The 12,686-nt window shown below is 54.6% G+C and carries 8 protein-coding genes; all 8 read right to left on the bottom strand.

Going from position 1 to position 12,686, the window contains the following annotated elements:
* Positions 1-4 precede the first annotated feature (4 nt).
* Positions 5-1,711 (bottom strand): sodium:solute symporter family transporter, encoded by a 1,707-nt coding sequence (locus DUE52_RS06560; protein ID WP_114405175.1) that lies wholly within the window; start codon positions 1,709-1,711, stop codon positions 5-7.
* Between the two features lie 2 nt (positions 1,712-1,713).
* Positions 1,714-3,201 (bottom strand): glycoside hydrolase family 28 protein, encoded by a 1,488-nt coding sequence (locus tag DUE52_RS06555; RefSeq protein ID WP_114405174.1) that lies wholly within the window; start codon positions 3,199-3,201, stop codon positions 1,714-1,716.
* Positions 3,202-3,514: 313 nt separating this feature from the next.
* Positions 3,515-5,017, bottom strand: coding sequence for a GH39 family glycosyl hydrolase (locus DUE52_RS06550; RefSeq protein WP_114405173.1), 1,503 nt, complete (start codon positions 5,015-5,017; stop codon positions 3,515-3,517).
* Positions 5,018-5,038: 21 nt separating this feature from the next.
* Positions 5,039-6,190, bottom strand: coding sequence for a hypothetical protein (locus DUE52_RS06545; protein WP_114405172.1), 1,152 nt, complete (start codon positions 6,188-6,190; stop codon positions 5,039-5,041).
* A 44-nt stretch (positions 6,191-6,234) separates the two neighbouring features.
* A complete protein-coding gene (locus tag DUE52_RS06540; RefSeq protein ID WP_114405171.1) occupies positions 6,235-9,048 on the bottom strand; it encodes a GH39 family glycosyl hydrolase in 2,814 nt (937 codons plus the stop codon).
* Complete coding sequence (locus DUE52_RS06535) at positions 9,045-9,743, bottom strand: SGNH/GDSL hydrolase family protein (RefSeq protein WP_114405170.1); 699 nt, start codon at positions 9,741-9,743, stop codon at positions 9,045-9,047. Before DUE52_RS06535 ends, DUE52_RS06540 begins: the two co-directional genes overlap by 4 nt.
* 7 nt (positions 9,744-9,750) lie before the next feature.
* Positions 9,751-11,253, bottom strand: coding sequence for a glycoside hydrolase family 88 protein (locus DUE52_RS06530; protein ID WP_114405169.1), 1,503 nt, complete (start codon positions 11,251-11,253; stop codon positions 9,751-9,753).
* 6 nt (positions 11,254-11,259) lie between these two features.
* On the bottom strand, positions 11,260-12,672 hold the full coding sequence (locus DUE52_RS06525; protein ID WP_114405168.1) for a RagB/SusD family nutrient uptake outer membrane protein: 1,413 nt from the start codon (positions 12,670-12,672) through the stop codon (positions 11,260-11,262).
* Positions 12,673-12,686: the final 14 nt, after the last annotated feature.

The raw sequence follows: 12,686 nt of genomic DNA, 5'->3' as shown, positions 1-12,686 counted from the left end.
CCGTTCATTTAGATTTAAAATCGGACTGGACTTTGGCTGCGGATTTCAAATCCCGATCCTCCGACAAATTCCGGGTTCGATACCACATCAGCGGGGCCAGCAACAGGCAAAGCAAACCGGCACCACAGGCCACCCGGCCGCTGGTTTCGGCCAGCGAGGGGAGGCTCATCACGAGGAAAAGGGCTCCGGTAACCGTCAGCGCCACGGCGTACAAGCGGTTCATGACCTGCATGAAAGCCGGGTTTTCCTGCGGTTTTTCGGCTTCGGTCAGGGGGGTATTCAATCGTCGGAAAAAAGCTTCCACGCGAAGGCGGTACGCGTCGGTTTGGACGGAGGTGATGCCCGAAAGCAGGAAAACCAGCACGCAGGCTACGATCTCGATGAACGTCGCCCATTCCCACGAAACTTGCGGCATGGCGTTCAGAATCAGCCCCAGTCCCATGCCGACGATCAAGGTTGCGAAGGCGCCCCAGGGTTGCGGTTTTTTCAGAACAATGCCCAGCACCAGCGGTAGCGTCATCGGAATGGCGAACAGGCCCGTGAACAGTTTGTTGGCTTCGAAAGCCCCGCCAAAACCGCCGACGTACAGGGCACCAATCGTGATGAGCGACCCCAGCACCACCGTCATCAGCCGACCCACCCAAAGCATTTCTTTGTCGGCCGCTTTGGGATTGAACAACCGCTGGTAAATGTCGCGGGTCAGCACGCCCGCCGTCACGTTGTATTCGCCACTCAAAACCGACATCGTAGCCGCAAACATGGCCGCCACCATCAGCCCCATAATGCCTTCCGGCAACAATTTCAGACACACACTGACGTAGGCCATTTCCGGATTTTCCAGGTTGGGAATCAGGGCTTTGGCGGCAATGGACGGGAAGAGGAAAATGATCGGAAACAGGAAAAAGAAAACCGCCGTCAGCATACCTTGCTTCTGACTGGCCCGCTCGTCGCGGACGCTGTAAAACCGCTGGATGAACGTCCAGTTGCCGCTGTATTTCACCAGAATCATGAGGTAATACACCATCAGGTAGAGCGGCATGCCTTTCGGGCCGTTGAACCAGGTAAAATGCTCCGGAATGGTTTCCATCATTTTGGGCAATCCCCCGGCGGCCTGAATGGTCAGCGGCACCAGAATCAGCGTGGCGACGATGAGGATAATGAACTGAACGACGTCCGTGACGACGACCGCCCACAACCCGCCGACCACCGTGTACAGCGCGACGATAATGCCGCAAACCAGAATCGACGTTTCGAGCGAAAGCGAGGTGGCGGCTTTGACAAACAGCCCGAGCGCGTAGAGCCGAACCATGTTGTCCAGAATTTTGAAGAACACGCCCATCCACGAAAATACCTGCCGAACCGGCGCGTTAAACCGGGTTTCGAGGTATTCCAGGGGCGTTAAAACCCCGGCCCGGCGCCAGCGTTTGGCAAAAATCGCGACACCGACCAGCGCGGGTAAAACCGTACTCCAGATCAGCGTCAGGGCCACAAAACCGTGTTGGTAGGCAATCCCGGCGTAGGCCACAAAAATGAACGTGCTGAACTTGGTCATGAAGTTGCTGATCGCGCCCGAAACCCACGGAATCGCGTTGCCCCCTTTGAAATAATCACTGATGTTCTTGACGAATTTGCCCAGAAACAGCCCGATGCCCGCCATCAGCAGCATGTAAATGGCAATGGCCCAGTAGTCTAGGGATTGAAGGGTTTGCACGGTTAGTTGGGTTTAGGAAGGTTGGGGGAGTTTCTGACGTTTTTCAGTTGCACCAATTCCGGCGTCTGGGCCACACGTTGCGCTTTCAGTCCCCGAATTTCCACCTCCTCCGCACTGTCGATGACCAACGCGGGCCGGTGATCTGGTTTGACAAAACGCAGGTGAATCTGATCGAATGTGATGTTTTTGACGTGTCGAACGTAAAAACCGTACGCGGGCAGGGTAGGGCCAAACATCGTTCCCACCGGATAGGCATCGACCTTTTCCGGCACCGGCGCGTCCGGTTTTACGTCCGTAATCCCACCCTCAAATTCAAAATTGATCGATCGGATTTGCACATTTTCCAGCGTATAGTCGGCCAGGCCGGTGATCGAACAACCCAGCGACGCGAGTCGACTTCCCTGAATGTTTTCGATAATAATGTCTTTCAGAACCGGTTTGTTGACCGTGCCCGGTTGGCCGAATTGCTTATTGCGGGTGTTGAGCCGGATAAACAGCGCCGATCGTTTGATGTTTCGCAGCGTAATGTTCGAAATCGTGACCCGTTCGATCCGCGCCCCATCGACGGTCATGATGGCAATTCCTTCGCCCCAGGTGTCGAAAACCGTGCAGTTCTGGATCGTAATGTCCTCGAAAGCCCCGGCGGTTTCGGTGCCGATTTTGATGCCGCTGGCCCCGCAACTGACAATGCAGTTGGAAATGGTAATGTTCCGGCAGCCGCGGTCCGGCGAAAAACTCTTGAGGCAAATCCCGTCGTCGCCACTGCTGATCAGGCAGTTGGCAATCCGAACCTGTTCGCAATCGACTACGTCCAGACCGTCTGTGTTGCGGTGGCGAACGGCGTGTTCCCGGTTCGGGTTGTCGACGTCCTTGTTCTCCCGGGTGTCAACGGTGATGCCATCGATGACCAGATTTTTACACGCCTGATACGTCTGAAGCCAGGAGGCCGCATTGCGCAATGTCAGGTTTCTGACCTGAACATTTTCGCAGCCGCGCAGGTGGATGATGCGGGGGCGGTATTTGAACGAGGGCCGTACATACGGATCGGTCAGCTTGCGGTTATCGATCAAATCACCCCGGCCGTCGATGGTTCCGCGCCCTTCAATCGTCACATTTTGGCTGTTTTCGGCGTAAATAAAGGCTTTGCTGGTCAGTGGATGTTCGTCGTAGGTGGGATACTCTGACGCCTGATCCGGGTAATCGGATGCCTTTTCGCTGCCCAGTAAAACCGCCCCGGCTTCGACGTACAGCGTGACGTAACTTTTCAGATAGATCGTTCCGGACAAAAACCGCCCGTTGTGCAAATACACCTTTCCTCCCCCAGCCGCGTGGCAGCGGTCGATGGCGGTCTGGATGGCTTTGGTATCCATCGTTTTGCCGTCGCCTTTCGCGCCCGTGTCGAAAACATCCCACACCCCGGTCGGTTTTTGGGCCAAACCGGTGGTGGAGAAAACCAGCCAGAGTAGAAGGGGTTTTAGTAAATATTTCATTTTCAGGTGGTTTAGGAATAGTCAGGCCGGTTATGGTTTCCCCGGTTGAACCTGGGGCTACACAATGCGTCATCCCTACGGGATTTTGACCCTGTCTCGTTCGTTTCCCCCGGTTCAACCGGGGGCTACAAAATGGGTCATTTCAATGGGATTGTTAAATCCAAAAATCCCGTAGGGATGACCCATTTTGTAGGAAGTTTTAATGAGCCCCATGCAACCAATCCCGTAGGGATGACCGATTTAATGCCCGAGAATCATTCATTTTTTGAAATCCAATGAACCGTTGAATTGCCGGAATATCGACTGATTGGCATTACACTACTTTGCTCTTTTCCATAATCAGCATCGGATAATCCTGCAAAGGCAGTTGCCGGAAAAGCTGGGCTTCCGATCCGACGCGGTATTTGTCGTTGTCGAAGAGCTTTTCATGCCCCGTTAATTCGAGAATATCACCCGTGATCAAATCCACCAGAACCGGTTCCTGGAATCCCGGACCTTCCCAGTCCCAATGATACAGGTGGACGCTGTCGGCGGGCTTGCTGTCGGCGGCTTTCTCGCCTGACCAGTAGGCCAGCACCGGGCCGTTGTCGGTATTCAAAACCGTTGAACACATGCCCGCAAGGCTCTTTTTGGTGCCATCGCCAAAAAGCTGGTAGTCCTTCTCCGCAACCGGATCTTTGCCCGACACCGCATGAACGATGGAGCCACGGGTATGGACCTCACCGTGAACCAGACTTCCCAAATGTTGCAACGCTTTATAAGCGATTTTGGGCTTGATTTCCGGTTTTTGCCCCAGAATCCCCTTGTAATTCACTTTGCCGGAACCCTTCGGATAATCGTGCAGATCGACAATCAGAAACCACAACGTCATCGGCAGATCCAGGGAGCAATCGGTGAGTAACCGACGCAGCATCACCTTCGCCTGAATGCTTTCCGTCCACGGCCCTTCGCCCGAAAAACCGGTGCTGTTCGGGTCGGATGGAAAACCGTTTTCGCCCTGCCAGATCTTTATTTTGGGGTTGTAATGGTCGATCAGTTTGCGCAACGCCAGCGTCCGCTCCGAGTAGCTTTCGGGAATGGTGGTGTAGGGGTGGAAGGAAAAAATATCGATCAGATCGGCAAGACCGGCTTCGAAAAGCTCCCGGATGTATTTGGCGGGCATCCTCGAAACCACCCCGCCGACGATGACGGCATCGGGGCAGTTCTTCCGGATAATCGGCGCGGTTTCCCGGACCAGTTGTACGTACTTTTTGGCATTGGGTTTATCGGGTGCCCAGAATCCCCCCAGATTCGGCTCGTTCCAGATTTCGTAATGCTTGATTTTGTCCTTGTAGCGTTTGGTCAGGGCGGTTACGTACCGTTTCCAGGCTTCGTTTGCCACCGGAATGTCCAGCGGATGATGGCCCACTTCGCCAGCCGTGTAATTGGTATTGCCATAGCCAACATTGAAAAATGGCTTCACACCCCGGCTGACCAGTCCATCGACGCTTTCGTCGAGCCAGGCCCAGTCATACTTGCCTTTTTCGCGTTCTACGCGGCCCCAGCCGGTTTGCAAACGTCCCCATTTCACCGGCAGGTTATCGATCCACGGATACACTTCTTTCGGTTTCCACAAGTCCCGGTCCAGCGTTTCGCAGCCAATCCCGAACGGCGAGCTTTTGATCTCCGACGGTTTTTTCAGCCGAATGGAACCGAGTTTCTTGAGCGGGTTGGCGGGTTCAGAAACCACCGAAACCGGTTCTACAGCCATTGTGAGGGATGTTGTAAACGGCAGGATGGATAGTGTTTTCAGGAAATCCCGGCGGTTATTTTCCATAATCAGGGTGGGTTTCAGGGGTTAGGAATAACGCAATGGCTCATTGAACACATTGCAGACGTGTAGCGAGTGGCTGTTGAAATGATAGGGGCCTTCGTATCCGGTATCGCCGAGGAAGTGACTAACGAGCGCAATCGAAAGCGGATAAAACCAGGAACCCAGCATGATGTGCGTGCGGTTTGGATCTTCATCCCGCAGTTCTGCCGAGGCTGTGGTTTCGCCTTCTTTCCAGATCCAGTGCGGGCGCGGCACCCAGTCGGCGGGTTTGCTGTCCCGGCGGTGCAACAGCCAGCCGACACCGTCGGCACTTTCATGCTGTAGCGCGTGAGCCAGATACCGTCGGCAGGCGGCTTCGACATCGTCGCGCCGGTAGTCGGTCAGGGCCATCAGGTTCACCAGTTGGTAGGCTCCGTCGAAATCCGGGCAGTCGGAACCGCCGGGCCAGAACGAGCCGTCGGGCAACTGACACGCCAGCGTCGAATCGACGGAACGTTCGAGGTGGCGCAGCGGCCAGCCCAGCGCAAAATAGATCGGGACGACGTGGATAGTTCCGAACAAGCCGTTGGCCGGATCAGCTCCGAGTTGTGTTCCCCAATAGCCGGTTTTCGGGTCCTGCAATTCTTCCAGCGCCGGAAAAACCGCCTTTTCCATCAACGAATCCACTTCCGACGCGCCGAACCAATCGCGTAGCGCAAATAAAGCCGTAGCCGCTGCCAGTACCTGATTCCCAGCCGCCCACGAATTACGCCAGTCGTAATGCTTCACCCAGCGATACAGCCGGTCGGCGTCGAGCATGGGGTCCAGAAACCGCAGTTCGCGTTCGGGCTGGCGGTTGAGCATCCGCAACGCCCAGATGTTACCGCGCGTGTAGTGCCAAACCGGTTCCAGTTCGTCCAGCGTCCGGATGCGCCCGAACTCGGCGGGTTTTCCCGAAAAATACCCTTGCTCAGTTTGGCGACCCTGGAATTGTTCGGCCCAAATGTCGAGGTCGGTGGCCGGGCGGTTTTGCAATTCGCCGAAAAGATCGAGGACGTGGGCGGCATGGTAGGAGCCGTAAAAACTTTCGCCTTCGCCCCGTTCTTTGCGATACACGCCCGGCGTGTCGCCGATTTTCATGGCATCGACAAAACGCAGTGCCGATTGTTTAATCCGTTGATAGCCTGGTGTTTCCATGGTTGTATGGTTATCTCGTCGGTTTGGTAAATTACCGCCTTTTCTTATTGGTTGACCGACAGATTAATCAGCGATTTGTCCGCAATCAGAATGGGAGAATCATACAGCGGAATTTGCCGGAATACGTTCTCTTTTTTCGACCAATTCTCTTTCGGGATTTCGTACACCGTACCGGCGATGAGATCCACCCAAACCGGATTTTTAAACCGGGCGTTGGCGAACGTAAAATCACACAAGGTTTGCTCGTTGTTATCGGAAGGAACGTTGTCTTTTATCCAGACCGTTACGGCCTGAAGCTGATTGGCTTTATCGGCGTACGCATACAGCGAAAGCGTATTGTTCTCTTCTTTTTTTACGGAATACGGATACGTTTCGAGCCGCTCCAGCTTATCGTCGAAGACGGAAATCAGATTTTGAAACGCGTAATACGCCGGTTTGGCATGCGCCACAGTCAGGTCTTCATTCGCTTTCAGCAGCCCTTTGTGATTCCATTCCTGGGGCGTTTTGGCGTCCATGATCGTGAAGCAGCACGACTCCTTGTCGTGTCCCAGATCGGTCAGCAACCGGCGAAGGATGTGCTTCGATTGCGTCAATTCCGTCCACGGGTACTTGTTCAGGGCGAAATTGTTGTTCCATTCCGACGGGCAACCGGCTTCACCCTGCCGAATGCGAATGGCAGGGCTGTATTTGGCGACCACTTTCTCCAGTTCTACTTCCGAATCCCGGTTGTCGGGGTTTGGAATGTGCCGGTGGTGGCTGATTTGGTTGATTAAACCCAGTTTTCCTTTCTCCTGAATAATTTTCAAGGCACTGTCCGCAAACTTGTAATCGACCCCACTGCCCGGCGCGAAGGCAATAATTTGAGCCTTCGGCTGCACTGAACGAACGGTTTCAGCGGTTGTAATGAAGAAATCGGCGTAATCGGGAATAGAAATTTTGTAGTTCGGTTCGTTCCAGATTTCCCATTCTGTTACTTTATCACCATACCGGGCCACAACGGCGGCTACGTAATTTTTCCAACCCGCCAGGGCTTCACCCGAAAACGGAATGGCGGCATTCAGCGTGGTTCCGCCACCGCCCGAATACAGCGGATTGCCGTAACACAGATCGATCCAGGGCGTCACGCCCTGTTTCACCATGTCGAAAACAATTTCATCGAGCCATGCAAAGTCATAGTGTCCTTTCACTTTTTCACACTTTGCCCAGCCCGATTGAATGCGGGCTTTTTTGACGCCGAGTTTGCCTAAATAGTCTTTCCAGTTTACATAAACCGTATAATCCCGATCCATGTATTCGGCTCCCACCGACCAGTTTGACGATTGAATATCACGTGAATTTTTGGGTGCAATTTTTCCCAGGTATTTGAACGATGGATTGGCCGATTGTCCGGTGGGCGTTAGCAAATGCAGGGCGGTTTTTTCGGCGATTAAAACCGGATAATCCGGCACCGGAATGGCCGTAAACGTGTAGCTATCGCCCGATTTTTTCCACTGGTTTTTCGGAATTTCGTATACTTTACCAGACACGAGATCGACAAAAACCGGCTGGTCGAATTTCCCCTTGATGGTTACATCGGTGGGTTTTGGTTCGTAGGTTTCGGCGGGCCGGGCTTCGGCGCTCCAGAGCGTGACGAGGCTCCCGCTGTTTTTCCGCTGGCGGTATTGAAACGCCGAAACCGTAGCCTGACTGACGGTTGGTTTGGCCTGATCGAGCAATTCGAGTTGATCGTCAAAGGTTGAAAAAACGTGCTGGGCGGCTTTGTAGGCCATTTTTGGACGTTCGATGGTTTTGTCAGGATTGGTTTTCAGCAAGCCTTTCGTGTTGACGCCCGTCATGTGGTCACCGGCGGCATAGTGGATGTCGCTGATTGTGAAGAGGTTGGTGGCAATGCCGCGTCCGTGGTCGGCCAGCATCCGGCGCAAATCCCATTTGGCCTGACTCAGTTCGGTCCAGTCGTATTGCCGCAAAGCCCCGATCGTGACCGCACTGGCGGTCGAAGGTGCCCCGTTTTCGCCCTGCATGAAGGTGATTTTTGGGCGGCCGGCGCTCCGGTTATAACTCCAGACCAGCTTCCGCATTTCCTCAATCTTCGGATATGAGGTGTCGGGGTTTGGCGCGTAGCCGTGATACGTCAGAATATCAACCAGATCAAGCGCATTTTCCTTCTTCAAATGATCGAGGAACGGGCGCATGAAAGCCGTTGCCGGAACCCCGGCGACACCGAGGGCAATCAGTTTGGCGTTGGGCTGGATGGCCTTCACCAGTTTGGCGGTGCGGATGTAGAAAACCGCTACTTCCTCGCCGGTATTCAGCTTGTTCAGGTCCGGTTCGTTCCAGATTTCCCATTCCGTCACCTGGTTTTTATAGCGGTTCACCATCGCCCGAACCCAGTTGTCCCAGGCTACCAACGCTTCTTCAGATGTGGGAATCCGTCCGCCCAGTTTGGGTTCGCCACCACCGGGATAAATCGGATTGCCGTACGACAGCTCCACCCAGGGCGAAACGCCCCGCGAATAAGCATCGGGAATGACGGCATCGAGCCACGCAAAATCGTATTGCCCCTTCACTTTTTCGCACTTCGACCAGCCGCCCTGCAACCGGATTCGCTTGGCACCCAGCGGCCCGAGGTAATGCCGGTACGATTGGTAGTCGGTATAATCCCGGTCGAGGGTTTCGCCCCCAATCGACCAGGTCGATGACTTGATTTCTTTGGTGGAACGCGGCCGAAGCTGCGCTACTTCCCGGAAACCTTTTGGCTCTAAAACCGTTAGGCCTGGTGCCGGATTTTGGGCCGATGCTGTTGGTAGCTCGACCGAGATCAGACTGATTGACAGAAGGAAAGGGGTTAGGAATTTCATTTTCTTTTCAGGATTAGGGAACGGTTGGCCTGTAAATAACCGGCAATGTAAGCGGCTTGCAGCTGCATTGCCGAGTCGTCGTAATGCACGTGATCGACAAAATGCTCACTACCTAAACTTCGCGTAAAGGTGTACAGATCGATAACCGGAACGGCGTGTTTCTGCATCACTTCGTCAGCAATCCGGTTGTAGTCATCCAGATCGCGGGCATAGCGTTTGAAGGCTTTCGAGCGGGTGTTGTGCCGTTCGTCTTCCACGGAGGTGGTTCGCATCCAGACCAGCCGGATGTTGCGTTTTTTCAGGAGTTGGTAAATGGCTTCCAGATTTTTCCGGTAACTGGCCGAATCAACCTGAATGACATTGGTTTCCGGGAGCCGTTTGATGTCGTGCAAACCGCAGTTCAGGAGCAGCACATCCGGTTGGAAGGTTTTGTCGGGGGTTTTCAGTTTCAAATATTCGAGCACCATGCGCGAATCCCCCCCGTTGGCTCCCACCGGCACATCCAGGTTTTTGGCCGCCTGTCCGTCGTCACTTTTTCGGTCATACTGCCAAACGCCCTGAACGTATTTTTCCAGAAATGGACCATACCGCATCGAAATGCTGTCACCGATGACGTACAATTTCGGCAGGGGTTGTACGGCATTAATCAGCAGCCAAATCGCTAGAAGACCAACTATACCGGTTGTTTTTTTCATGTTCTAATTACGTTTTCATGGCCACCAGAAACTGCGCCATTAACCCGGCGGCATACTGTGAAATGACCCGATAACCACTTCGTTGTAATTCGACACCGCCCCGGTTCGACTGACAGGCTCCCGTCAGAAAACCGTCGGGTGTGAGGTACTGAAGCAAGGTTTTTTTCGTGATTTCGAGTGTTTTGAGCGTTTCGGAAGGTAACCAGCCGTACTGGGCCGCCAGGGCCAGTGCTGCCGCGATACCCGCCGTGGCCGAGGTGTCGATACCGGTTTGGGGTTCGCCCACGAAGCCGTGCCAGCCACCCTGCGGGTCGCGGTCTTTCAGCATCCGTTCGGCGGTTTGCAGGAACGTGGCCTTCAGGTTTTGCAGAACCGCCGGGTCGAGCTGAGCCGCCAAAGGGTTCAGTTCGTTCAGCGTTCGCACCGTGCCTAGCAGATACCAGACCAGCCCGCGCCCCCAGTTGGGATACGCATTCCATTCTCCCGCTTGACCTCGTCCCTGATACACCACATCGGGCGTAACCAGTGCTTCCTGACGGTGCTGTAGATTGGCCAACGCTAGCCGCGCCAGAGCGAGATCCTTGCGTTGCCGGGCCAGCACCGCCAGTGGATACGCGAGTGTATAACAGCCTTCGGTCGTCAGACTTTGATCCCGAATAAGTCCGTTGGGCTGGCTTTTTTGCCGGGCAAACGAAACCAGCAGATCGAGTGCGGGGTGATTCGGTTGCAGGTGCGCCAAAGCCGCCAGCGGCAACGGACATTCGATGCCGTAAATCGTTCCGTCGGCGGGTTCACTCCGGGCGTTTTCGTACACCAGCCGCTGTTGATCGTCAAAAAACAAAGCAAAATGCGCTTCCAGTGCCTTTTTTGCTTCAGGGGAGTGGTCTTGCCGCCACCAGTCCAGCAAGCCGTCGGTGACACAGCCCTCCATCCAGCTAAATTGTTGAATCGACCGGAGCGATGCCAGATTGTTCCAGAAAACCGTTTCCGGATTAGCGGGAGCAGTATCGGTAAGGACGTGCGGTTGCAACCCGGCATACGCCGGATTTTTAGCCGGTGCCAGAAACCAGATGGGGGAGGTGCCGCTGGTCATCCGGAGCCGGATGCCTTCCTTTTGAAGTAAAGCGGCTTTTTCAGTGGAAAGTAAAACCTCGTACAATTCGGTCGCGTACGAAAACCGCAAATCCAGTTCCCCCAGCCATTGATTCGTTTGAGCCGACCGCACTTCCACTTTTTTCGCTTCCCGGGTGTCGATGGCGACGGTCAGCCGCAGGCGCAGCGGTTTTTGGAGAATCGGTTTCGGAAAATGCAGAATCACGTCGTCTCCGGATTGGTTGGGCAAAACCGCAAAGGCCGGCCAGCCAAACGGCAATCGTTTTCCGGCGGAAAGTTCCAGCTTAGGCGCTTTCACGTCACTGGCTACCCAATAGGGGTTTGGTTCCAGCCCGCGAGGAATGGAAACCGCCAAAGCGTAAAAAAGGGTCCGTTGTGTGAATTCCCGCCGATTCATAGTTGCTTAATAGCCAGGGTTTTGGGTCAGCGACCGGTTCAGGTCCATTTCCCGTTGCGGAATCAGGTAGAGGGTGTGGAAATCCTGCACAGTCAGCCCTTTGCCGTTCATCACCGTCGTATACCGTCCCGTCCGGACCAGATCAAACCAGCGGTGGTTCTCAAACGCGAATTCCACCCGGCGTTCCTGTTCAATGGCCAGTCGAAAGCTGCTCTGTGTGGTTGCGGTCGTGGCCGCCAGTCCCGCCCGCTGGCGCACCAGATTCAGATTCGTCACGGCTTCGGGGTTGAAACCCACTTCGTTGAGTGCTTCGGCATACATCAGCAACACATCGGCATAACGGATGACGGGAAAGTCGATGTCCGAATCACCGGCGAGTGCGCCAAATTGCACGTATTTACTGACATACCGCTGCGTCACCAGTTGCCCGGTGGCGTCAAGATAAGAGGATTTCATCGAAAAGGCCTTGCGGAGGTCGCCGGTCTCGTAAGCGTTTTCCATGTCTGCCGTCACATACCGCATGCTCCCGCCCGTAATCCGTGCGCCTTCACTGGCCTGAACCGGTCCAAAATTGCTTCCCTGCCCCGTGTTGCCCGATTTATACTGAACATTGAACAGGATTTCGGCATTGGTCGGTGTGGCAAAACTGAAGACATCGGCGTATTTGGGCAGCAACTGAAACCGGCCCGAGGAAATGACTTCTTTGAGTTTGGTAGCGGCTTTGTCCCATTCCTTGCGGGTCAGGTACACCTTGCCAAGCAGGGCTTTGGCCGCGCCCTGCGGTGCCCGCCCAACATCCGTTGAACCGTAGGTGATGGGTAAAACCTGTTCGGCACTTTGCAAATCGCTGATGATCAGGTTGTAGACTTCAGCGGTTGGGGTTCGGGTGAGGCTGCTGGCACCGTCGGCTTCGGTGATTTCGGTTGTCACCAGCGGCACATCGCCGTACAGGCGGACGAGGTTAAAATACAGCAACGCCCGCAGAAACTGGGCTTCTCCCCGGTACTGCGCTTTCAGGTTATCGGGAATACCAGCGGTTTCGATGCGGCTCAGGATGGCGTTGGCGCGGCTGATGCCCCGATAATGATCGCGCCAGGCCGCGTAGATGATGTCGTTGAGCGAGGTGTAGGAATGATCAATGAACTGGAAGTTATCGACGTTGACAGCCTGCCGGGTCGTTACGCCATAATTGGCGTTATCGGTCGATACTTCACCCATCCAGTATAAGGACGTGTTGTAGGTGCCACCCAGTTTGAGCGAAGCATACGTTCCCACGACGGCATTGTTGAAATCGGCTGCGGTTTTGTAAAAATTAACCGTGTTGCGGTCGGTTTCGGGCGAAAGGGCCAGAAAATCATCCTGACAACCGGCCAGAATGAGCAGGCTGAACAGCGAGAGTATAAGGCTTTTGGCTTTCATGATGTCGGGTTTGG

Origin of the sequence: Larkinella punicea, assembly GCF_003334855.1 — a bacterium.
GTDB lineage: Bacteria > Bacteroidota > Bacteroidia > Cytophagales > Spirosomataceae > Larkinella > Larkinella punicea.
The sequence above is the reverse complement of the archived record's forward strand: the minus strand, read 5'-3'. Positions and strand labels throughout refer to the sequence as shown.

Coding starts and splice junctions, on each gene's coding strand:
- DUE52_RS06540 (WP_114405171.1), bottom strand. CDS start 9,048: ATGAAATTCCTAACCCCTTTCCTTCTGTCAATCAGTCTGATCTCGGTC.
- DUE52_RS06535 (WP_114405170.1), bottom strand. CDS start 9,743: ATGAAAAAAACAACCGGTATAGTTGGTCTTCTAGCGATTTGGCTGCTG.
- DUE52_RS06525 (WP_114405168.1), bottom strand. CDS start 12,672: ATGAAAGCCAAAAGCCTTATACTCTCGCTGTTCAGCCTGCTCATTCTG.
- DUE52_RS06530 (WP_114405169.1), bottom strand. CDS start 11,253: ATGAATCGGCGGGAATTCACACAACGGACCCTTTTTTACGCTTTGGCG.
- DUE52_RS06550 (WP_114405173.1), bottom strand. CDS start 5,017: ATGGAAAATAACCGCCGGGATTTCCTGAAAACACTATCCATCCTGCCG.
- DUE52_RS06555 (WP_114405174.1), bottom strand. CDS start 3,201: ATGAAATATTTACTAAAACCCCTTCTACTCTGGCTGGTTTTCTCCACC.
- DUE52_RS06545 (WP_114405172.1), bottom strand. CDS start 6,190: ATGGAAACACCAGGCTATCAACGGATTAAACAATCGGCACTGCGTTTT.